The sequence below is a fragment of the Flavobacterium fructosi genome, from assembly GCF_042787335.1.
GTDB classification, from domain to species: Bacteria; Bacteroidota; Bacteroidia; order Flavobacteriales; family Flavobacteriaceae; genus Flavobacterium; species Flavobacterium fructosi.
This window is the reverse complement of record NZ_JBHZQA010000002.1, coordinates 492,552-514,760: the sequence shown is the minus strand read 5'-3', so window position 1 is coordinate 514,760 and position 22,209 is coordinate 492,552. Positions and strand designations below refer to the sequence as shown.

General features: G+C 34.0%; 19 protein-coding genes and 1 riboswitch. Of the genes, 3 read left to right on the top strand and 16 right to left on the bottom strand.

Going from position 1 to position 22,209, the window contains the following annotated elements; all coding sequences use genetic code 11:
* Positions 1-54 precede the first annotated feature (54 nt).
* The 11 genes from ACFX5D_RS05135 to ACFX5D_RS05085 all read right to left on the bottom strand — a co-directional run bounded on the left by ACFX5D_RS05135 (position 55) and on the right by ACFX5D_RS05085 (position 10,973).
* Positions 55-1,299, bottom strand: coding sequence for a sulfate adenylyltransferase subunit 1 (locus tag ACFX5D_RS05135; RefSeq protein WP_379857170.1), 1,245 nt, complete (start codon positions 1,297-1,299; stop codon positions 55-57).
* Positions 1,300-1,414: 115 nt separating this feature from the next.
* On the bottom strand, positions 1,415-2,314 hold the full coding sequence (gene cysD, locus ACFX5D_RS05130) for a sulfate adenylyltransferase subunit CysD (RefSeq protein ID WP_379851843.1): 900 nt from the start codon (positions 2,312-2,314) through the stop codon (positions 1,415-1,417).
* Positions 2,315-2,381: 67 nt separating this feature from the next.
* Positions 2,382-3,083, bottom strand: coding sequence for a phosphoadenylyl-sulfate reductase (locus ACFX5D_RS05125; protein WP_379857169.1), 702 nt, complete (start codon positions 3,081-3,083; stop codon positions 2,382-2,384).
* Complete coding sequence (locus ACFX5D_RS05120; protein WP_379857168.1) at positions 3,083-3,985, bottom strand: sulfite exporter TauE/SafE family protein; 903 nt, start codon at positions 3,983-3,985, stop codon at positions 3,083-3,085. Before ACFX5D_RS05120 ends, ACFX5D_RS05125 begins: the two co-directional genes overlap by 1 nt.
* A 108-nt stretch (positions 3,986-4,093) precedes the next feature.
* Complete coding sequence (locus tag ACFX5D_RS05115) at positions 4,094-4,504, bottom strand: RrF2 family transcriptional regulator (protein WP_379851846.1); 411 nt, start codon at positions 4,502-4,504, stop codon at positions 4,094-4,096.
* A gap of 213 nt (positions 4,505-4,717) precedes the next feature.
* Positions 4,718-5,890: a trans-sulfuration enzyme family protein gene (locus tag ACFX5D_RS05110; protein ID WP_379857167.1), complete on the bottom strand. Its 1,173-nt coding sequence runs from the start codon at positions 5,888-5,890 to the stop codon at positions 4,718-4,720.
* A gap of 71 nt (positions 5,891-5,961) precedes the next feature.
* Positions 5,962-6,387, bottom strand: coding sequence for an OsmC family protein (locus tag ACFX5D_RS05105; RefSeq protein WP_379857166.1), 426 nt, complete (start codon positions 6,385-6,387; stop codon positions 5,962-5,964).
* Positions 6,388-6,431: 44 nt separating this feature from the next.
* A complete protein-coding gene (gene thrA, locus ACFX5D_RS05100; protein ID WP_379857165.1) occupies positions 6,432-8,846 on the bottom strand; it encodes a bifunctional aspartate kinase/homoserine dehydrogenase I in 2,415 nt (804 codons plus the stop codon).
* Positions 8,847-8,861: 15 nt separating this feature from the next.
* Positions 8,862-9,830: an alpha/beta fold hydrolase gene (locus ACFX5D_RS05095; protein ID WP_379857164.1), complete on the bottom strand. Its 969-nt coding sequence runs from the start codon at positions 9,828-9,830 to the stop codon at positions 8,862-8,864.
* A 79-nt stretch (positions 9,831-9,909) separates the two neighbouring features.
* Positions 9,910-10,017, bottom strand: a riboswitch (SAM riboswitch).
* Between the two features lie 242 nt (positions 10,018-10,259).
* Complete coding sequence (locus tag ACFX5D_RS05090) at positions 10,260-10,454, bottom strand: hypothetical protein (protein ID WP_379857163.1); 195 nt, start codon at positions 10,452-10,454, stop codon at positions 10,260-10,262.
* Between the two features lie 228 nt (positions 10,455-10,682).
* Positions 10,683-10,973 carry a hypothetical protein gene (locus ACFX5D_RS05085; RefSeq protein ID WP_379857162.1) on the bottom strand — a complete coding sequence of 97 codons (291 nt, stop codon included), beginning with the start codon at positions 10,971-10,973 and terminating at the stop codon, positions 10,683-10,685.
* A gap of 700 nt (positions 10,974-11,673) precedes the next feature.
* Here ACFX5D_RS05085 and metK point away from each other — a divergent pair.
* From metK to ACFX5D_RS05070, 3 genes are all read left to right on the top strand, one after another.
* Complete coding sequence (gene metK / locus ACFX5D_RS05080) at positions 11,674-12,924, top strand: methionine adenosyltransferase (RefSeq protein WP_379857161.1); 1,251 nt, start codon at positions 11,674-11,676, stop codon at positions 12,922-12,924.
* Positions 12,925-13,078: 154 nt separating this feature from the next.
* On the top strand, positions 13,079-13,870 hold the full coding sequence (locus ACFX5D_RS05075) for a hypothetical protein (protein WP_379857160.1): 792 nt from the start codon (positions 13,079-13,081) through the stop codon (positions 13,868-13,870).
* On the top strand, positions 13,870-14,484 hold the full coding sequence (locus tag ACFX5D_RS05070; RefSeq protein WP_379857159.1) for a deoxynucleoside kinase: 615 nt from the start codon (positions 13,870-13,872) through the stop codon (positions 14,482-14,484). The genes ACFX5D_RS05075 and ACFX5D_RS05070 overlap by 1 nt, the downstream gene beginning before the upstream one ends.
* 124 nt (positions 14,485-14,608) lie before the next feature.
* On the opposite strand, the gene ACFX5D_RS05065 is transcribed toward ACFX5D_RS05070, so the two are convergent.
* The 5 genes from ACFX5D_RS05065 to ACFX5D_RS05045 all read right to left on the bottom strand — a co-directional run bounded on the left by ACFX5D_RS05065 (position 14,609) and on the right by ACFX5D_RS05045 (position 22,142).
* Positions 14,609-17,065 carry a sodium-translocating pyrophosphatase gene (locus ACFX5D_RS05065; RefSeq protein WP_379857158.1) on the bottom strand — a complete coding sequence of 819 codons (2,457 nt, stop codon included), beginning with the start codon at positions 17,063-17,065 and terminating at the stop codon, positions 14,609-14,611.
* Positions 17,066-17,176: 111 nt separating this feature from the next.
* The gene (locus ACFX5D_RS05060; protein WP_073205589.1) at positions 17,177-17,707 is read right to left on the bottom strand and encodes an inorganic diphosphatase; all 531 of its coding nucleotides are present in this window, start codon (positions 17,705-17,707) and stop codon (positions 17,177-17,179) included.
* A 101-nt stretch (positions 17,708-17,808) separates the two neighbouring features.
* Positions 17,809-18,417 (bottom strand): DNA-3-methyladenine glycosylase family protein, encoded by a 609-nt coding sequence (locus tag ACFX5D_RS05055; protein ID WP_379857157.1) that lies wholly within the window; start codon positions 18,415-18,417, stop codon positions 17,809-17,811.
* Between the two features lie 134 nt (positions 18,418-18,551).
* Positions 18,552-21,038 (bottom strand): DUF5686 and carboxypeptidase-like regulatory domain-containing protein, encoded by a 2,487-nt coding sequence (locus ACFX5D_RS05050; RefSeq protein WP_379857156.1) that lies wholly within the window; start codon positions 21,036-21,038, stop codon positions 18,552-18,554.
* Between the two features lie 123 nt (positions 21,039-21,161).
* The gene (locus ACFX5D_RS05045) at positions 21,162-22,142 is read right to left on the bottom strand and encodes a pyruvate dehydrogenase complex E1 component subunit beta (protein WP_379857155.1); all 981 of its coding nucleotides are present in this window, start codon (positions 22,140-22,142) and stop codon (positions 21,162-21,164) included.
* Positions 22,143-22,209: the final 67 nt, after the last annotated feature.

Sequence of the window (22,209 nt, the reverse complement as noted above, 5' to 3'; positions counted from 1 at the left end):
TAGCTGTTAATCTATATCTTTTAATTTATTTGTTTTTTTAGCAAAAGCTAAAAATTATTTTATAAATCCAACTCCTGCTGTTGTGTTGGTTGCAGCATCTATTAAGATAAAAGCTCCGTTTGATTTATTGTCATTATACGCATCAAAATAAATGGCTTTGCTTAATTTAATATTTACTTCTCCAATTTCATTTATAGCTAATTCAGTTGCCGGAGTTGAACCGGAATAATCCGTTGCAATTACATTTTTCACACTCTCGATTTTAGCCAAAACTCTATTCGTATTGTGCTGTATAAAATATTTTGTTCCCGGAACTAACTTTTTGCTGTCCATCCAACAAATTGTAGTGTTGATATCTTTCTCGATTCTTGGAAGCTCATTCGATTTCACGATCATATCGCCTCTAGTCACATTAATATCATTTTCCAATTCAATTGTAATAGAAGAACCCGCAGTGGCTTCGTTAAATTGTTTATCGAAAAAATGAATGTTAGTCACTTTAGATTCTGTCAAAGATGGAAGAACGGTTACCGCATCACCCACTTTAATATTATTTCCGTATAATTTTCCGGCATATCCTCTAAAATCATGGTATTCCTCCGTTTTAGGTCGAATTACTGTTTGAACAGGGAAACGTGCGATTCCGTTTTCGTAGATATCATTTGGCTCTAAAGATTCCAGATGTTCCAAAACCGTCTGTCCGGTGTACCACGGCATATTTTCTGATTTGTCAACGACATTCCCACCATTAATAGCACTTAAAGGAATGTAACTAACCGTTTGCTCTTTGAACGTGCTTTTTGCATTCAAAGCCTGAAAATCAGCTTTAATTTTATTGTATACTTCTTCCGAATAGTCCACCAAATCCATTTTGTTTACCGCGACAATCACTTCCTTGACACGCAATAAATTATTGATAAAAAAGTGACGGTAGGTTTGCTCAATAACTCCTTTACGAGCATCAATCAAAATGATTGAAACTTGTGAAGTTGAAGCTCCGGTAACCATATTACGTGTATATTCTACGTGACCCGGAGTATCGGCAATAATGTAACTTTTCTTTGCAGTCGAAAAATAAATGTGAGCCACATCAATCGTGATTCCTTGTTCTCTTTCGGCAACCAAACCATCGGTAGCCAGTGAGAAATCTAAATAATCATATCCTTTTTGCTTGCTGCTTTTTTCTATTGCTTCAATCTTATCTGTAGTCAACGATTTTGTATCGTATAATAATCTTCCGATTAAGGTACTTTTTCCGTCATCTACACTTCCCGCTGTTGCTATTTTTAAAACTTCCATCAGTTTTTTTATTTTAAATATTGAATTTGATTTTTTTATTTTAAATGCTGAATTTTAAATTTTAAATGCTTCAGAATAATTCAAACATTTAGAATTTATAATTTAAAATAATTTTCTAAAAGTACCCTTGTTGTTTTCTTTTTTCCATTGCGGCTTCAGAACGCTTGTCATCAATTCTGGCTCCTCTTTCAGAAATAGTTGAAGATCTAATCTCACCAACTACTTCTTGAATAGTTGCTGCATAAGAATCAACGGCAGCAGTACAACTCATATCTCCAACAGTTCTAAAACGAACAATTCTTTCTTCGATTTCTTCGTCTTCTTCTTGAAAAACAAATGGAGAATGCGACCAAATCATACCGTCTCTCAAGAACACCTTACGTTTATGTGAAAAGTAAATTGATGGAATTTCAATTTGCTCTTCTTCAATATAACTCCAAACATCTAATTCTGTCCAGTTGGAAATTGGGAAAACACGAACATTTTGACCGTTCTCAATTTTTCCGTTCAAAATATCAAACAATTCCGGGCGTTGGTTTTTCTCATCCCATTGACCAAAATCATCGCGAACAGAGAAAATACGTTCTTTGGCTCTTGCTTTTTCTTCATCTCTGCGTGCTCCACCAATACAAGCATCAAATTTGAATTCTTCAATAGCATCTAAAAGAGTTACGGTTTGTAAACTGTTTCTGCTAGAGTATTTTCCGGACTCCTCTACTACTTTGCCTTCATCAATAGCATCTTGTACATTGCGCACGATTAATTCCAATCCTAATTCAGCGACCAATCTATCTCTAAATTCGATTGTTTCCGGAAAGTTATGACCCGTATCAACGTGTAATAATGGAAAAGGAATCTTTGCTGGAAAGAATGCTTTTTGAGCTAAACGCACCAATGTAATTGAATCTTTACCACCGGAGAAAAGCAAAACTGGTTTGTCAAATTGAGAAATAACTTCTCTGAATATGTATATCGCTTCGCTTTCTAAAGCGTTTGTTTTTAATATTGAACTCATTTTTTTTATTTAAAGATTTAAAGGATTGAAAAATTTAAAGATTCCAACAATCATTTATAATTTATAATTACTTTTGGTGTAAACCGCATTCTTTATGACTAGATTCCCACCACCATCGTCCCGCTCTGATATCCTCGCCAGGCATAATGGCTCTGGTACATGGCGCACAACCTATACTCACAAAACCTTGTTTATGGAGTGCGTTTTGAGGCACATTGTTATCATTAATATATTTTTGAACTTCTTCTAAGGTCCATTTCAATAATGGATTGAATTTGATGATATCAAAATGCGCGTCGTATTCAAATAAATCCAGATCATTTCTGTTTTCGGATTGTTCCGCTCGTAAACCGGTAATCCAAATCTTATTACCTTTTAATGCTTTAGTCAATGGAGCCACTTTTCGAATAAAACAACATTCTTTCCTATTTTCAACTGATTCGTAAAAGCTGTTTGGACCTTTTGTTTGCAATAAGTTTTCAACCGCCGTAGCTTCTGGGAAACATACTTTAATCTCTTTTTTATATTTCTTTATGGTTTTGTGAAAAACATCATATGTCTCTTGAAATAATCTTCCTGTGTCTAAAGTAAAAATGGTAATAGGCAAATTACTTTTGGCAATCAACGCAGTAATTACTTGGTCTTCTTGTCCAAAAGAAGTCGAAAAAACTACTTTATCCTTGTATTCGTTAGCCAAAAAAGCCAAAGTTTCCTCGATCGAGAAATTTGTTGTTTTTTCTAATAAAGTATTTATTATTGCTGTACTCATTATAATAATTTAGATAATGTTCGTAAACTCAAAATAATAATTAAGATCCCAACCAAAATCATCATTGGTTGTCTTTTAATTTTGTTAACCAATAAGGCGGCAATCGGTGCGGCAATTACTCCTCCAAGAATCAATCCTATAATTACTTCCCAGCCTTGTATTCCGCCAAAAATCATAAATGTTATTCCACTTGCAAAAGAAACTGCGAACTCAGCGGCATTTACGGATCCAATAGTATATCTGGGATTTCTGCCTCGCCCAAGTAATGTAGAAGTGACAATTGGCCCCCATCCACCGCCACCAACAGCATCCATGAAACCTCCAAAAGAAGCCAAAATACCTAAACGCTTGGTTTTCTTTTTTATAATATTCTTTTGCATCGCTTTTCTAATAATAATACAAGCTAATGCAATCATATAAACCGCAATAAATGGTTTAATCACATCTCCGTCAATCACATCAGACAACAAATAAGCTCCTGTTATAGAACCTAAAACACCTGGTATTAGCAAGTGTCTCACTAATTTTTTATTTATATTCCCAAATTTATGATGAGAAATAGCAGATGCTCCTGTTGTAAACATTTCAGCAACGTGAACTCCAGTACTACTGATTACAGGGGGAACTCCGTACGCCAATAAAAAAGAAGTAGAGGTTGCTCCATAACCCATTCCCAGAGTACCATCAACTAACTGCGCAAAAACACCAATACAGAAAAAGATTAAAAACTCTTGATTAAAACCAGCTACAAAGCCATCCCAAGAAAACTCGGCGTGATGATTATATACTAATACGGATATCAAACCTATTAACAAACCAACAGGTATTATAACCCATAAACGTTCCTTAAAAGTCGTTCCCGATTTTATTGCTACCGTATTTTCTTTTAACTCTCTACTCATATTTTCTTCGATTCAATTAATTTGTCTATTACCCCATCGGAATAGTAGATTAAAAGGCAAAAATAATACTTTTTACTTAATTACAAAACTTATTCAGAGATTTATTTGTTAAAATGCGATATCAGCCAGTGTGTTACTATCTAAGATTTTCAATGTGTTATCGCGTACTTCGATCATTAGTTTTCTAACCGCGCAAGTTGCTTCATCCGTACAATCCTCACATTTTTCATAAAAATTATGACTTGCACAAGGTAATAATGCAATAGGTCCTTCCAGAATACGGTAGACATGTGCCATATTTATGTCTTTTGGCTCTTTAATTAAATAATAACCACCACCTTTTCCTTTTTTGGCACCCAAAAAACCGGAGTGACGTAAAAGTAATAATATACTTTCTAAAAATTTCAACGAAATATTTTCACTCTTTGCTATTTCAGCAATTTGAACTGGAGTATTATCTTTCTGTCGAGCCAAAAAAGTCAAAGCTTTTATTCCGTATTTTGTTTTCTTTGAAAGCATTTAAAAAAATATAAGATTGAAGATTAACGATTTTTAGAATTCAGATTTTAAAGTAATCTGAAGTCTACCTGTCTTTTATTGTAGCAACAAAAATATAATTTTTGATTTAAGAATAGTGAATGCAGATTAACGATTTTCGATTTGCACTAAATCTGCTCCCGAACTTCGGAATAAAAATCGTTAATCTACTCTCTAAACTTCGGGACAAAATCTTTACGATAGAGCTTGCTCTAAATCTGCTATAACATCTTTCACTGTTTCCAACCCTACAGAAACGCGAACCAACCCATCCGTTATACTTACAGCCAAACGTTCTTCAACAGATAATTTACTATGCGTTGTAGAAGCTGGGTGCGTTACAATTGTTCTGGTATCCCCAATATTTGCCGAAAGGGAACAGAGTTTTATTTTATCTAGAAATTTTCTACCAGCTTCAATCCCACCTTTAATTTCAAAAGCAATAATATTACCCCCTAAAAGCATTTGCTTTTTGGCAACATTATACTTTGGATGTGATTTCAAGAACGGATATTTCACGCTGTTCACATTTGGATTATTTTCTAGAAATTCAGCTACTTTCAAAGCATTTTTGCAATGTTTTTCGACACGAACCGATAAGGTTTCTAAACTTTTAGATAAAACCCAAGCATTGAATGGAGACAAAGCCGGCCCTGTATTTCTGGAGAATAAATAAATTTGACGTATCAAATCTTCACTTCCCACAGTCACCCCACCCAAAACACGTCCTTGCCCGTCAATCAATTTGGTTGCTGAATGAATAACTAAATCCGCTCCCCATTTTATCGGTTGCTGTATATATGGCGTTGCAAAGCAGTTATCTATAATCAAGATCAGATTGTGTTTTTTGGCAATTGTTCCTAATAATTCCAAGTCAATAATATCAACCGCAGGATTTGTGGGCGATTCAGCGTAAAGAATTTTAGTATTTGGTTTGATGAAACTCTCAATAGTTTCTGGTTTATTAATGTCAAAATACGAAGTTTCAATATTCCATTTTGGAAAATAGGTCATAAACAAAGCATGTGTAGAACCAAAAACACTCCCAGCAGAAACGATATGATCCCCTGAATTCAACAAAGCTGCAAATGTAGAATATACCGCAGCCATTCCTGTTGCAAAAGCATAACCAGCTTGAGCACCTTCCATTTTGCATATCTTTTCTACAAATTCAGTTGTATTGGGATTACTGAAACGACTGTAAATATTGCGATCTTTTTCTTCTGTAAAAGAGGCGCGCATGTCTTCGGCATCTTCAAATACAAAACTCGATGATAAATACAAAGGCACTGAATGCTCCTGATATTGTGATCTTTCTAATTGGGTACGGATGGCTTGGGTTTCAAAACCAAAATCTTGTTCGTTCATATTATTTTTTAATTTAAAGTTTAAGGTTTAAAGTTGTTGGAATCATGAAACTCCAAGCTCTTGTATTTAAACTATAATGATTTATTATTCAAGACTACTTTATAATGTATTGTTGCTGTTGGTTCTAATGTTTTAGAAACCGAGCAGTATTTTTCGAAAGAAAGTTGTGCTGCTCTGGCTGCTTTTTCTTCATTGATAGGTCCCTCCAAATAAAACACAACGTGAATATCTTTGAATGGCTTTGCTTCTCCTACTTGCACACGTTCGCCTTCGACCTCAGCTTTGAAAGAAGTGATTTCCTGACGCTGTTTTTTCAAAATAGAAATCATATCAATCGCACTGCAACCAGCAACACCCATTAAGACTAATTCCATTGGGCTTGGTCCCATATCATTCCCACCAAATTCTGGCCGGCTATCTACATTTACTATATGTCCTCTTTCATTTTTTAATTCAAAGTGAAAGTTTTCGTTTACTCTGTTTAATGTTATTTTCATTTTGTGTGTTTTTATTATAAATCAAAAATCTGTAATCTCAAAAATTACCCTTTATCCGACAATCTCAAGATATCTCCAAAAACACCTCTCGCCGTAACTGCAGATCCTGCGCCTGCACCTTGAATTACAATGGGTCTGTCACCATACGATTCCGTGTAGATTTCGAAGAAAGAGTCAGAGCCTTTCAAACCGCCCAAAGCCGTATCCGAAGGTACCGAAACTAATTTTACTTCAAGATTTCCTTTGTCGTTTTGTAAATCACCTGATAATTCGCCTATGTAACGCAACACATGATTTGGTTTTTGTTCTGCTTTAATTTTATCATAAATAGGATCAAACTCTTTTAGTTTACTCAAAAATTCCGAAGCACTTCCTTCACGCAAATGTTCTGGAATTAAATTCTCAATTTCGATTTCTTCAAATTCATTTTGCAAATCCAACTCTCTTGCCAAAATCAATAATTTTCGACCTACATCATTCCCGCATAAATCCTCGCGCGGATCTGGTTCGGTGTATCCATTGTCAATTGCCTCTTGTAATACTTGACTAAACGGAAGGTCATTGGCGGAGAAATTATTAAATAGATAACTTAATGTACCTGAAAAAACGCCCTTTATTTTGGTGATATTTTCACCAGAAAGATGCAATAACTTAATGGTATCAATCAACGGCAAACCAGCTCCAACATTGGTTTCATAAAGATAACTCTTTTGATTGTCTGCCAATACTTTTCGCAACTCTTTATAAAAACTATAACTTAACGTATTCGCCACTTTATTAGAAGAAATTAAATCGAAACCATTTTCAGCCAATTTGATATAATTTTCAACAAAGGTGGCACTTGCCGTGTTATCTATTGCAATTAAATTCTCTAGGTGATTTTCATTAGCAAAGGCAACAACATCTTCAATTGTATAAGAGAAACCGTTATTTTGTATTTCGTTTTTCCAATTTGGAGTCACTCCGTTTTTATTCAAAAGTACATTTTTCGAATTGGCGATAGCAAAAACATTCAATTTAATATCCTTTCTTTTTTTGATAGCAGCAGCCGACTCCAGTATTTGATTAATCAAAGTACCACCCACTAATCCATGTCCAAAAATGGCAATATTAATTTTCTTTGAAACTCCAAAAATTTCCCCATGAATAACGTTTAACGCTTTATGAAGTTGTGACTTGTTGACAACTAAACTTACGTTTTTCCCCGTTACCGTATTATTGAAAAGAATAGGCACAATCTTGTTCTTGATAAGAGCAGTATATGGCTTGTGAAAAGTGCTTAAATCCTGACCAATGATAGAAATCACCGAAACATTATCAGTAACTGAAATTTTGTTAACGTCCTTAGAATAGAAATCATTTTCGAATTCCTTTTCCAGTTCTATCATTGCTTTTGTAGCCTGATCTGCGGCAACTACAAGGCCGATACCTCTTTCTGAGGAACCTTGTGAAATGATACTGACACTAATATCATTATCTCCCATTACTCTAAAAATTCGCGCATCGACTCCAGTTTTTCCCAGTAATCCTCTTCCTTCCAGGTTTACTAAAGACACATTTTCCAGAACGGAAAGCGTTTTAATTCCTTCCTCATTAGAGTTTGACGTGATTAAAGTTCCTTTATTTTCGTGATTGAATGTGTTTAAAATTCGAAGCGGAATATTTTTTTCCAATAGAGGAATAATCGTTTTGGCATGAAGAATAGTAGCTCCAAAATTAGCCAATTCATTCGCCTCGTTAAAAGTCAAATGGTCTATTTTTTTAGCATCAGGAACTAAATCTGGGTTGGCTGTATAAATCCCGTCAACATGCGTATAATTCTGTAGTTCTTCTGCATCAATATAATTAGCAATTAATGAGGCAGTATAGTTACTTCCGTTTCTTCCTAAAGTAGTCGTGTCGTTTTTACTATTTGAACCAATAAATCCAGTAACAATATTGACTGTGTTCCCACTATTTTGCTTGAAATAATTGATTACATTTTTCTTCGAAATTTGTTCCAAAGGTTGCGCGTCTCCAAATTTAGAATCGGTTTTTATCAATTCCCTGGAATCGGTAAAACGAGCATTTATACCATTTTTAACTAAAATAGCAGTAAGTAATTTAGCCGAAAGCAATTCTCCTTTCGAAAGCACTAAATCTTTAATCTTATTGCTATAATCTCCAATTAAACTTACACCTTCAAAAAGTTTTTCAAGAACATTAAATTCTTCTGATAAATCTACGTCTTGATAATCGTCTTGCTGGTATTTTTTGAAGTCTTCAAATAGCGGTTTATAGTTACCATTTTTAGAGGCAATTCCTAAAATTTCTTCCAGTTCATCTGTAGCATTTCCTCTTGCCGAAACTACTATAGCAATTTTTTCTCCTTGATTTACTTTATCAGTAATAATAGCGACCACTTTGTTTATTCCCTCACCATTCGATAAAGATTTACCTCCGAATTTTAATATTTTCATCTTTTTATATTATATTTATGCTTGAAAAATAGCCACAAGCAAATTGTCTAATTGTTCATATTCTATCAAAAAAGCATCGTGACCATGAATGGAAACTATTTCCTGATAAGTAACATTATTTTTATATTTTTTTAATTCTTGATAGGTCGCTTTATTTTCCTCTGCAGTAAAAAACAAATCTGAATTGATTCCTATAATATGAATGTCGGCATCAATTTTTGAAACTATTTCTTGGAATGACTCAGCATTTCTGGTGATATCTATCGTTTTAAGCATTTGGTTCATCATTTTATAAGAGGAAAGTTGAAAGCGTTTTTGCAATTTAGTTCCGTGATGACTCAACCAGCTTTCCACATTAAAAATGTTTAATTCTTCGTTTGTTGTCCGCTGGAATTTTTCTTTGAATGATTCTGGAGTGCGGTAACACAACATAGCATGGATCCTTGCATCTTCGATAGGTTTTCGAGAATTATTAAGGATTTGTTCCTGTAAAAAACAATTGGCAATCAGCCAATCCGTCGATTTCCAGTCGGACGCAATAGGAATCAAATGATTTGTTAGTTTAGGTTCTAAGGCAGCTATTTCCCATGCTATTCCTCCTCCAACTGATCCCCCAATAATAGCGTACAATTGTTTAATTTTAAGAATTTTAATTCCTTTAATAAATAGTTTTGCAATATCTCTGGCGTTGAAATCCAAATAGTTTTCTATTTTGGTTCCATCGTATCCATTCCCAGGAACATTAAAAGCTAATACGGTATATTTAGTGGTATCAATGGTTTTATTGACACCTATTAAATCATTCCACCAGCCGTTTTCTCCCACAACTTGGGAATTTCCGGTTAAAGCATGATTTACTAAAACGATCGGCGCAGTGTTTAATGCGGGTCCAAAAACTTCAAAACTTAAGTTTAAGATAGCACAAAACACGCCACTTTCTGTGGTAAAATCTTTTATTTTAATATAGGTTGGTTTATTTTCCAATTTCAAATCTTTTATGATTTTTGATTTGCGTCTGGAAATATTAGAAAGAAAAAACTAGGGTAGTGCAGTTAAATTCTTGTTGTTATCTTTCCACGTTTGGCGTGGTAGAATGCAGCACCTTCTTCGATAAATCGAAGGGTTGCTAAGGCTTCATTGGGTCTAATCCCTCTTCCTTTCTTTATAACATTTCAATACGTTTGTGAACTTAAAGCAGCAAATAAACTACATTTTTTTTTAAGAAACAAATTTTTTAAAGAATTGATTACTGGTATCAAATAAAAAAAAATGCGCATAAGCACAAAAAAGCATCCATCTATTTGAATGGTGCTTTTAAGTTTTTGAACGAAATTCTAAATTTAATAAAGTCGTTTCTACCCATATAGAAAAATGCATTTTGAATATTTTTAATTAATAAAAACATGCTTTAAATTATATAAAAAGCATTTCATTTTCTTGAGAATACATTAAAGCTAATAGTGAATTAGACCCTTTTTCTCCAAGAACACCTATGGTTTTAACTTCAAACCTACGATGTATTAATTCATTTTCTGGTTGAATCTCTTTTGTTTTTCTTGCCTTGAATTTGAAATTCGGCATTGACGGAATTGTTTTTGATGCTCTCATTATAGTTACTTTTAGTAGTTTGTTTTAGTATTAATTAAATTTACAAAATCCCAGTTAAAAAGAACTGATATTCCTTACAATCAATTTCATTGCCAATAATAAATTAAATCTAAAAAATAAATGCCAAATAAGGTATTCGTTGGTAGTTTACTGAAAAAATATATTTTTAAAATAGCTGATCAATAATGTGATGCTTAGTTTTCAATGCAATTCATTGAAAAACAATTCTTAATTATTTTTCATGTTAATTTTAATTACTCTTTTGATTTGCTTTTTGGTTAAGCATTTTTTGGCATACGCTTTAGTGATACGCTCTTTTAAATCTTCCCACTTAACTCTCATATAAGGATATAGCGATAATGAGATTTCATCTCCGTTTTGTGAATTCTTGTAATGTCTCTTATATTCCTTGATATAATTATTATAATCATCCAGATATTTGTCCCATTTGTTAGTATGGATTTTGACTCTTTTTTTTACTGTATTTTCCAATACAAAAACGTTTTCGCTTGCTTTCATGGTTAAATTATTTTAGTTAAAAAATCATTCTACTAATAAATCATTGGCTATACCACTTCTCTAAGATATTTTGGTACTACAAAAATGTGGTGAATTTTGTGTAGGTTGTAATTTCTTACTTGTAAGCATTAAAAAAACTAACCTTGAAAAGTAATTATTTTTTCGATTATTCGTTCTGGGTTTAACAAATTTACTGAAATAATAAGGTTACAATAAAACATATCCGACCAACTAACACTATATCAGATATAAAGCATTTTTTCAAGATTAAATTTCAGAAAAAAGTCATAAAAAATAAAAATTTTCCCTTATACTAAATAGCACAAAATTAAATGGTTAAAAAAGAGTACTCTTTGTTTTTTTTCAACTTTCTTCACGTAAAGTATTATTCAATTTAAAATAAAAAAAATAAATATTTACAATTTAATGAATAATCTAAAATCGTTTACTCAATAATTTAAAAATAGCTGCCATTTTTGCAACAAAAAAAAAGACAAGATTAATTTGCAATTCAAAATGGTTTCATACATTTGCACTCGAATACAAGAGGAAAAATTTGAACTGATTGCAACCTCTTCATAATGAAAGGAATTCATTATGGATGCTGAAAAATTTTCAGTAGAAAAAATGCTAAAGCAGAAACTCTCCTTTAGTATTTTTAGCAATTATTTTCCTCCGTTAATTTTAATTTATATTTATTATGGCATATTTATTTACGTCAGAATCTGTGAGTGAAGGACATCCAGACAAAATTGCAGATCAAATTTCAGACGCATTAATTGATAATTTTTTAGCATTTGACTCCGAGTCAAAAGTAGCTTGTGAAACTCTAGTTACAACTGGACAAGTAATTCTTGCTGGTGAAGTAAAATCAAATACCTATTTAGACGTACAACAAATCGCTCGCGATGTAATCAAGAAAATTGGTTACACGAAAAGCGAATATATGTTTGAAGCCAATTCTTGCGGAATCCTTTCCGCTATTCACGAACAATCTGCTGATATCAATCAAGGTGTTGACAGAAAAAATCCTGAAGAACAAGGCGCCGGAGATCAAGGAATGATGTTTGGTTATGCAACTAATGAAACAGAAAATTACATGCCTTTGGCACTTGATTTATCTCATAAATTGTTGCAGGAATTGGCCATTTTAAGACGTGAAAATAACGAAATTACGTATTTACGTCCAGATGCTAAATCTCAAGTTACATTAGAATATAGCGATGACAACAAGCCAACTCGTATTGACGCTATTGTAATATCTACTCAACACGATGATTTTGACGAAGAAGCTGTTATGCTTGCAAAAATCAAAAAAGACATCGTTACAATTTTGATTCCAAGAATTATTGCAAAAAACCCAAAACAAGCGCATTTATTCAACGATTCAATTCAGTACCATATCAATCCAACAGGGAAATTCGTAATTGGCGGACCTCACGGTGACACTGGTCTTACGGGAAGAAAAATCATTGTGGATACTTACGGTGGAAAAGGCGCTCACGGTGGTGGCGCATTTTCTGGAAAAGATCCAAGTAAAGTGGATAGAAGTGCTGCTTATGCAACCCGTCATATCGCTAAAAACTTAGTTGCGGCAGGTGTTGCTGACGAGATTTTAGTACAGGTTTCTTATGCAATTGGTGTTGCAAAACCAATGGGTATTTTTATCGATACTTACGGAACATCAAAAGTGAATTTGACTAATGGTGAAATTGCAAAGAAAGTAGAAGCTATTTTTGACATGCGTCCTTACTTTATCGAGCAACGTTTGAAATTAAGAAATCCTATTTATAGCGAAACAGCTGCTTACGGGCATATGGGACGTACGCCAGAAACGGTTACTAAAACTTTCTCTGCTCCAGGTGGAAATGTAAAAACAGTTACTGTTGAATTGTTTACTTGGGAAAAATTAGATTTTGTTGACCAAGTTAAAACAGCTTTCGGATTGTAAGAAATACAATTCTATTTATACTTAAGACCCAGCTCAATTGAGCTGGGTCTTTATTTTAGCAATATACCTATCCACAAACACAGCAAGTAGAAAAAATTTAACTTAACAGTCAAAAACTAATAGTTTTGCTCTTTTTTTGTAATTTGCTTCAATTATGAAAAACCTGATTCTATTCTTCTTCTTCTGCACTACAATCTCGATTGCATTCGGCCAAAACCAAAAATTACTATCTTCCAAGATAAATCACCTAACTATTGATGCTGATCAATTTTTAGGATACGATCAATTTGGATATTATTATACCCTTAAGAACAATGTTTTTTCTAAAATAAAAGACACCGAGACTCTAGAGTATAAGAACATTTCTTTGGGCAAAATCACGAAAGTAGATTTACTGAATCCATTGAAAATTGTTTTGTTCTACGAAAATTTCAATACCGTTATCTTACTTGACAATCAACTGAACGAAACTCAAAAAATAAACTTTTCAGAAAACACTGTACCAATAGTTGCGACCGCTATTGGAATAGCTTCTCAAAATCAATTATGGATTTACAATAGTTTGAACCAACAAATTGGACTTTATGATTATTTAAAAAAGGATTACAAAACCATTTCTACTTCATTTCCGGAAAGTATAAAATATTATCAATCTGATTTTAACACCTTTCATTGGATCGATAAAAAAAACAATTGGTTCTCTTGTGACATTTTTGGAAAAATAACAAAGAAGGAAAAAATTTCTGATTTTGATTCAATAGAAATTATCAGTGACAACCAACTTATCATTTCTAAAGACTCAATTCTAACTATTGACAATGAAAAGAATCAAAAATTTGAAATTGAAATTTTAGAAAAAACGTTTAAAAAATTCTGCTACAAAGACCAAATTTTATCTATTTTTACATCACAAGGAATTACAAATTATAAAATCATAATACCGTAATGCACATAGCAGTAGCAGGAAACATTGGATCAGGAAAAACAACTTTGACGCGATTATTGGCAAAGCATTTTAAATGGGAGCCCCATTTTGAAGATGTTGTAGACAACCCTTACCTGGATGATTTTTACCATCAAATGGAACGCTGGTCATTTAATTTACAGATTTATTTCTTGAATAGTCGTTTTCGCCAAGTGAAGCAAATTCGCGAAAGCGGTAAAAAAATCATACAAGACAGAACAATTTATGAAGACGCTCATATTTTTGCTCCCAACCTATATTCGATGGGTTTGATGACAAATCGCGATTTTCAGAATTATTCTTCTTTATTCGAATTAATGGAATCAACGGTTAAAGCGCCAGATTTATTAATTTATTTAAGAAGTTCTATTCCTAATTTAGTAGGACAAATTCATAAGCGTGGCCGTGAGTACGAATCCACAATTTCTATTGATTACTTAAGCCGATTGAATGAGCGTTATGAAGCTTGGATTCACACGTATGACAGAGGTAAATTATTGATTATTGATGTAGACAATATTAATTTTGTCGATAACCCTGAAGATTTAGGGAACATTATTAATAGAATTGATGCCGAGTTACATGGGTTATTTTAGAATCCTCTCCTCTCCCGAAGGTTCGGGATACTCCGAAGGAAAGGGAGCATTAACGGAATAAAAATAAACACAAACAAAAATGCCCCGCAATTGCGAGGCATTTTAATTTATAATAATTTGCTGATTATTTCAAAGAATCAATCTTAGTTTGAACTTCTTCATCAGTTCCTTCAAAATTTTGAATATCCACTTTACCGTTTACGGTTGTTTTAATGGTAGCTTTTACTTTTCCGTCAACATTCGTTTTTTCAATTGAGACTTCTTTAGACATCATATGAGCAGGCATTGCTGCATTCATATATTTACACATTTTACTAGTACATCCTTTAGCAATGCATTCGGCTGCAGACATTGAAGTACACATTTCAGAAACAGTACAACAAGAAGCTTTATTGGCCAATGTATGACTTCCATTTCCTAGAATTGGAGCAATTACCAATCCGATTAAACAAGTCAATTTTATCAAAATATTCATTGATGGTCCAGAAGTATCTTTGAACGGATCTCCGACGGTATCACCCGTTACCGCAGCTTTATGTGCATCAGAACCTTTATAGGTCATTTCTCCGTTAATTAAAACTCCTGCCTCAAAAGATTTTTTAGCATTGTCCCAAGCACCGCCCGCATTGTTTTGGAAAACTGCCCAAAGCACACCAGAAACGGTAACACCAGCCATATAACCTCCTAACATTTCCGCAATTAATTGGTTATTGTCTCCATAAACTAATTTACCTAGTAGTACAATTGCTATTGGAAAACCAATGGTCAAAACTCCAGGTAACATCATTTCGCGCAAAGCGGCTTTGGTAGAAATATCAACACACTTCGCATATTCCGGTTTTCCGGTTCCTTCCATAATTCCGGGAATCTCCCTGAACTGACGACGCACTTCATACACCATGTCCATTGCGGCTTTTCCAACAGAATTCATCGCTAATGCCGAGAAAACTACAGGTATCATTCCGCCCACAAATAGCATCGCTAAAACTGGTGCTTTAAAAATATTGATTCCGTCAATTCCTGTAAAGGTTACATATGCAGCGAATAAAGCAAGTGAAGTTAATGCCGCTGAAGCAATAGCAAAGCCTTTTCCAGTTGCAGCAGTAGTATTTCCAACAGAATCCAAGATATCTGTTCTGGTACGAACTTCTTTTGGTAATTCGCTCATTTCAGCAATCCCACCCGCGTTATCCGATATTGGTCCAAAAGCATCGATTGCTAACTGCATGGCCGTCGTTGCCATCATCGCTGAAGCTGCCAAAGCCACACCATAAAATCCTGCAAAGGCATAAGAAGTCCAAATTGCTGCAGCAAATAATAAAACTGTTGGAAAGGTAGAAATCATTCCAGTTGCTAAACCCGCAATTACGTTAGTTCCTGCGCCAGTACTTGATTTTTGAACAATCGCCATAACCGGTTTTGTTCCTAATCCCGTGTAGTATTCCGTTACTGATGAAATGACTGCCCCAACGGTTAATCCAACAAGGGTCGCATAAAAAACTCTCATGGAAGAAATATCTTGAATCCCTTCACCGAAGAAATTCATTTTCATCGTTTCCGGCAACATATATTGCACTAAAAAGTAACATGCTACAGCAGTTAATACGATAGAAACCCAGTTTCCAATATTCAATGCTTTTTGAACTTGCGCTTCTTTTGCATTTTCATCTGTGATTTTTACTAACATCATTCCGATTATAGAAAATAAAATTCCGAAACCAGCAATTGCCATTGGTAATAATATAGGTCCAATTCCGCCGAAAACATCTTTGATATTACCACCCATATCTTTAATCACATAATTTCCAAGAACCATGGCGGCCAAAACTGTCGCTACATAAGAACCAAATAAATCAGCTCCCATTCCGGCAACATCGCCCACATTATCTCCTACGTTATCCGCAATAGTAGCTGGATTACGAGGATCATCTTCTGGAATTCCTGCTTCTACTTTACCTACTAAATCAGCACCAACATCGGCTGCTTTTGTATAAATACCACCTCCAACACGGGCAAACAAGGCAATTGATTCTGCTCCAAGAGAAAAACCAGCTAATGTTTCCAGCACTTTGGTCATATCTTCTGATGAAGTCCAAACGCCACCCATAAAATAATTATAGAAGAAAATAAAGAAACTTGTCAAACCCAATACGGCTAGACCGGCAACTCCCAATCCCATTACTGTGCCGCCACCAAAAGAAACTTTTAGCGCTTGTGGCAAACTCGTACGGGCTGCTTGCGTCGTCCTAACATTAGTTTTCGTTGCAATTTTCATTCCCATATTCCCGGCGAAAGCAGAGAAAAATGCTCCAAAAATAAAAGCAACAACTATTAATATATTGGTGGTATGAAATAAATAAGACATTCCTGCAAGAACAACACTTGCACCCACTACGAAGAAAGCCAACAATCTGTATTCAGCATTAAGGAAAGCTAATGCCCCTTCATAAATATAATCTGAAATCTCTTTCATTTTACCGTCTCCGGCATCTTGTTTTAAAACCCATTTTCTTTTACCTAGCATAAATGCCAGTCCAATAAACGCCATGACTATTGGCAAGTAAATCATTATTGTATTCATAATTTTGGTTTGGTTTTTGGTTATTTTTAATAATGTAACGAAACGAATTTAAACAAAAAAGCAATACTCTTAACGGAGTATTGCTTTTTTTGTAAAAATTACGTACAAAAATTATTTAATGCTAAATAATCCTTCCGGTTTATTTTCAATATCGTCAAAACGTTTAGTACATTCTTTGATAATGGCATACGCTTCATTCACATCGCCCCAACCACCAACATCTACTGTTTTGTTTTCAAGGTCTTTATATACTTGAAAGAAATGTTCGATTTCTTTTAATAAATGCGGATTCATATCAGACAAATCGTTCAATGAATTCCATATTGGATCAGAAACCGGTACACAAATTACTTTTTCGTCTGGTCCTTTATCGTCTGCCATATGAAAAACACCTATTGGTTTTACTTCCATTACGCATCCAGGAAAAGTTGGCTCATTTACTAAAACTAGAACATCTAAAGGATCTCCGTCTAAAGCTAATGTTTCAGGAATAAATCCGTAATCAGCAGGATACATCATGGATGAAAAAAGCATTCTGTCAAAACGCATTCTTTTTATTTCGAAATCATATTCGTATTTATTTCTACTTCCTCTTGGTATTTCGATTAGAACATCGAAAGTTGTTAATTTGTCTGCAGTCATTTTAGTTTTTTCTTTTCTATAATTATGGGTGCAAAAATAAGCAAACGATACGTTTTTACAATGAAAAATCCATGTTATCTCTGTATTAAATTTTCATAAAATTAATATTGGTATACCACAGTTCTGTTTCTTTTGTTCAAATAATAATGCCATAAAAGAAATGTGGCGTAAGAACGATACGGACTCCATTGCACAGCGTGAACTTCCATCGCGTTTTTTTCGTGAATACCTAGTAATTCTTTTATGGTATTTATTACGGCAATATCTCCAAGCGGAAGTAAATCTGGAGCTTGCAGACAAAACATCAAATAAATATCTATGGTCCAGTTTCCTATTCCTTTTATTTTAATGAGCTCTTGTCGTACTTGATCCGCTGTTTTGGATGGCAAGCTTTCTAAATCTATATCTTTGTTTAGTATTGCATTTGACAACGCTTTGATGTAAGACGTTTTTTGATGGCTTACGCCAAGGGTTCTAAATTCTTCATCCGATAGACTAAGCAGAATATTGGGTTCAAAGATTTTTATCTTTTCTCTTAATTTTAAAAAAGTGGCTTTGGCGGAATCTATCGAGACTTGTTGTTCCAATATTAACAACACTAAAGTCTCAAAACCTTGTGGCCTTTTTGGAATCGTTGGAAGTCCGTATTTTTCTATTATGAGTTTGAAAATGGTATCTTTTTCAGAAAGATATTCGATTGCTTGTTGCATAATCTGATTTTTTTTAGCCCTGATGGGAACGGCATCCTTTTTGTCTCGTTTTCAAAACGAGATAAAAAGATACAGTGTACAGCTGGATTAGCTTCAAATAAAAATAGTAGGATTAAATCTGAAACAAGTTTTCATTAAAAATAGAATCCGAACGATCCTTTTACAGAAAAACGATTGGTATCGGGAGTATTCAAATAACTGCCTCTCCATGCGAAATCAATACGCAAAAATTTGAAAATATTCCCAATGCCTGCTTGGTATTCCCAATAGACTTTGTCAGGTGCACTATACTTTAACCCCGAAGCATTAATCGCTCTATTCGCATCTGATATTGTTCCATAAACTCCTTTTACTCCAATAATTTCTCTCCAATTAAGTTTTCTCATAAAAGGGATTCTGGAAAAAAATCGCCCCTGAAAATTATGATTCCACTGCAACGTAGTATATTGATCCGATATAAACTCATAATAATTGAGGTTGTTAAAGGTACTTTCGTTCGAAAAGAAGGTTTGATTCCCAGGAATAACGCTCATCAATCCTAAAGGAATTGTCCCAAAGGTTTTCCCAACTTCAAGAATTATATTGGAGCGGCCTAAAGGCCCTATTATTATAGGTTGTTTATAATACAATTGAATTTTTTCGTATTTAAAATCACTATTCAGCAATCCTTTAAATCCGTGCCTGTAATTTACAGAAACCGCACTGTAAGGACTGTCTACAATATCTCTTTCTACGGCAAACCCAATGGTTTTTCTTTGCGGTGTAAAACCTACCTGAATATTAAATTCCGATTGTTTCACATCGCTTTTCGTTATTGTCTTCGCTGCATCTGTATAGTAATCTAAACTAAATGTCGGCGAAGCAGATTCTAAAGTTCGATAGGAAAATCCCGCTTGAAAAGTTAAGTTTTTAACCGGTTCAATTTCTAAACCAAATGTACTTAAATTGATAGTAGTCAACTTACCATTATTCCCCGAAGCAAAAATCGTTGACGAAGCATTACTTCGACCCAAGACATCGGTTGAAGCGGTTAAACTCGAGCCTATTTGTTCTACATCACGCCTATTTCCTCCAGATAAAATAAGGCGATTTTTCTTATCGACCATCCACTTTCCTGAAAATCCGTACTTAAACTTATCATCCTTAAATCCGTATGCAGTATAGCCTTGCAATCTCCATGTATCCGCTGTGCCAAAATAAGTTCTTGCTCCGGTCCGCAGTCGAAGACCTTCTACTTCATTGTATCCAAATGTCGAAAAAACAGGACCATAATCGATATGATTAAATTGGATATAACCACTGGCAAGTACCATTACTGAACTTGATATTTCTTTGAATTTTTTAACGCTCTTCAAAGTATCAAGCATTTTATAAACGCCTAACTCATCTTTGCTCAAATTTTCGAAACGGTTTTCATTCCAAAATTCATCTGATTTATCGTAAACCGCTTTATCCATATAATTAACCTCCTCCTTATAAAAGGCAACTGGTTTCTCTTTATTGAATTCATGGTTTCTGTAGAAAGAGGACCTCTTTCCATACAATCCTTTTGATTTTTCTTTTTTGTTTAAAGCAAAATCAGACATCATGTAATCGCGGGTCAATAAAAAAACAGAATCATTTACCACATCAAATTCCTGCTCTAAATAAATATCTTTTACCCAGTTAATATTAGCGCTTTTTGTAACCGCCATGTTGATTTTCTTGATAGCAAATGTGGAATCATTTACATAAAAATCACCTTTGAAAGTAAGCTCATTTTTACGTCGAGGATAGAACACTATATGATAACACCATTTTTTATCAACAAACGAGCTGTCTCTTAACACATAATTATAAACATCAATTCCGGTGGTAGACAATGGACTGGTAAAGCTTTTGTCAAAAAAAGTAAGGTGGTTTTCATAGATATTATAATCCGAATACAAATCTTTGACAAAAGTCAAAATTTGCTGATTGCCTTCAAAACCAGAAGTTTTATTAGCTTTCATTTTCTCTTTTACCTTCTTCAATTTAGTATCTCCATACACATCATACAAAGATTCATTGATGAAAATAGGTAAATACGTTTTTCCGGTAATTCTGGAAGTATCTACTTGATCAAAAATAAATTCCATGCCTTTGAAAAGCTTACTTTTCATAAAAGCACTGTCAATAGTATTCATATCAAACTCAACCTTCTCATATTTTTCCATTTGGTATTGAGCAAATAAATTCAATCCATTTTTACGCTTGTGCTCCCAAATTTTTCTAAGAATATCAAGTGCCGGATTATTTTTCTTAGAAGTTTTTCCTGAAAAAATCACTACTTCTTTGAGGCTTTCGGCTTCATTCAACTGAATTCTAAAATTATAATTTACCGGTTTATCCAAAGTAATCTCTTTTTCTGAAAATCCTACTGAAGACACTACTATTGTGGTATAGGTTTTTTTGGATTCAATGTAAAAACGACCATCTTCATTGGTAACAATTCCTGCATTTGAATCTTTGAAAACGACATTCGCAAAAGGAATAGGCTGACCTGATTTATCGATAACAATGCCGCTCACTTTTGTTTGAGCAAAAATGTTATTCGCAAATGTGAATAAAAAAAGCAGACTGAATACTAAAATTTTTTTCATAGTTGTAAAAAAAAACTTCATCAAATAAACAATTGATGAAGTTTCAAATATAGGTATTTAGATAATCTAAAATTAAGTCCGTTGACTGTTAAAATTTATTTAAAATCAAATTCTTAAAAAAATTTATTTTTTATACAGTACTTTCTTAACCGCTTTGATAACATCTCCGGAATTAGGCAACCATTCTTTCAGCAAAACTGGAGAATAAGGTGCTGGTGTATCCGCCGTAGTGATTCGTTGAATAGGAGCATCCAAGAAATCAAAAGCACGTTCTTGAACTAAATACGTAATCTCAGAAGAAACACTTGCAAAAGGCCAAGCTTCCTCAAGAATAACTAGTCTATTTGTTTTTCTTACTGAAGTCAAAATTGTTTCGAAATCCAAAGGGCGAACTGTTCTTAAATCGATAATTTCACAGGAGATCCCTTCTTTTGCTAATTCATCAGCAGCGATGTACGCTTCTTTGATGATTTTTCCGAACGATACAATCGTAACATCAGTACCAACACGTTTTACATCAGCAACACCAATTGGGATTGTATATTCGCCATCTGGCACTTCTCCTTTATCACCATACATTTGTTCTGATTCCATAAAAATTACAGGATCATTATCACGAATAGCTGATTTCAAAAGTCCTTTTGCGTCATAAACATTAGAAGGAACCACAACTTTAAGTCCCGGAGTATTTGCAAACCAGTTTTCTAAAGCTTGTGAGTGTGTTGCTCCTAGTTGCCCTGCCGAGGCAGTTGGACCACGAAAAACGATTGGCACATTGAATTGCCCACCGGTCATCTGACGCATTTTAGCGGCGTTATTTATAATTTGATCAATTCCTACTAAACAGAAATTGAAGGTCATATATTCTACAATTGGTCGACACCCATTCATTGCTGATCCTACCGCAATACCTGTGAATCCAAGTTCCGCAATGGGAGTATCAATAACCCTTTTTTCGCCAAATTCAGCAAGCATTCCTTTTGATGCTTTGTAAGCACCATTATATTCTGCAACTTCTTCACCCATTAAGTATATGGACTCATCGCGACGCATTTCTTCACTCATCGCTTCGCAAATGGCCTCTCTAAATTGTATCGTTCTCATAGTTATAGTGTATGTGTGTAATTTTTAGAAAAGCAAAAATAAATATTTAAAACCACTTAAATGCATA

What these genes read in the sequence shown, in the direction of transcription:
- ACFX5D_RS05070 (WP_379857159.1), top strand. Translation starts at nt 13,870, where the DNA reads ATGCACATAGCAGTAGCAGGAAACATTGGATCAGGAAAAACAACTTTG.
- ACFX5D_RS05120 (WP_379857168.1), bottom strand. Translation starts at nt 3,985, where the DNA reads ATGAGTAGAGAGTTAAAAGAAAATACGGTAGCAATAAAATCGGGAACG.
- ACFX5D_RS05105 (WP_379857166.1), bottom strand. Translation starts at nt 6,387, where the DNA reads ATGAAAATAACATTAAACAGAGTAAACGAAAACTTTCACTTTGAATTA.
- ACFX5D_RS05065 (WP_379857158.1), bottom strand. Translation starts at nt 17,065, where the DNA reads ATGAATACAATAATGATTTACTTGCCAATAGTCATGGCGTTTATTGGA.
- cysD (WP_379851843.1), bottom strand. Translation starts at nt 2,314, where the DNA reads ATGAGTTCAATATTAAAAACAAACGCTTTAGAAAGCGAAGCGATATAC.
- metK (WP_379857161.1), top strand. Translation starts at nt 11,674, where the DNA reads ATGGCATATTTATTTACGTCAGAATCTGTGAGTGAAGGACATCCAGAC.
- ACFX5D_RS05110 (WP_379857167.1), bottom strand. Translation starts at nt 5,890, where the DNA reads ATGAACGAACAAGATTTTGGTTTTGAAACCCAAGCCATCCGTACCCAA.
- ACFX5D_RS05125 (WP_379857169.1), bottom strand. Translation starts at nt 3,083, where the DNA reads ATGAGTACAGCAATAATAAATACTTTATTAGAAAAAACAACAAATTTC.
- ACFX5D_RS05075 (WP_379857160.1), top strand. Translation starts at nt 13,079, where the DNA reads ATGAAAAACCTGATTCTATTCTTCTTCTTCTGCACTACAATCTCGATT.
- ACFX5D_RS05050 (WP_379857156.1), bottom strand. Translation starts at nt 21,038, where the DNA reads ATGAAAAAAATTTTAGTATTCAGTCTGCTTTTTTTATTCACATTTGCG.
- ACFX5D_RS05115 (WP_379851846.1), bottom strand. Translation starts at nt 4,504, where the DNA reads ATGCTTTCAAAGAAAACAAAATACGGAATAAAAGCTTTGACTTTTTTG.
- ACFX5D_RS05135 (WP_379857170.1), bottom strand. Translation starts at nt 1,299, where the DNA reads ATGGAAGTTTTAAAAATAGCAACAGCGGGAAGTGTAGATGACGGAAAA.
- ACFX5D_RS05085 (WP_379857162.1), bottom strand. Translation starts at nt 10,973, where the DNA reads ATGAAAGCAAGCGAAAACGTTTTTGTATTGGAAAATACAGTAAAAAAA.
- ACFX5D_RS05055 (WP_379857157.1), bottom strand. Translation starts at nt 18,417, where the DNA reads ATGCAACAAGCAATCGAATATCTTTCTGAAAAAGATACCATTTTCAAA.
- ACFX5D_RS05045 (WP_379857155.1), bottom strand. Translation starts at nt 22,142, where the DNA reads ATGAGAACGATACAATTTAGAGAGGCCATTTGCGAAGCGATGAGTGAA.
- ACFX5D_RS05090 (WP_379857163.1), bottom strand. Translation starts at nt 10,454, where the DNA reads ATGAGAGCATCAAAAACAATTCCGTCAATGCCGAATTTCAAATTCAAG.
- ACFX5D_RS05060 (WP_073205589.1), bottom strand. Translation starts at nt 17,707, where the DNA reads ATGACTGCAGACAAATTAACAACTTTCGATGTTCTAATCGAAATACCA.
- thrA (WP_379857165.1), bottom strand. Translation starts at nt 8,846, where the DNA reads ATGAAAATATTAAAATTCGGAGGTAAATCTTTATCGAATGGTGAGGGA.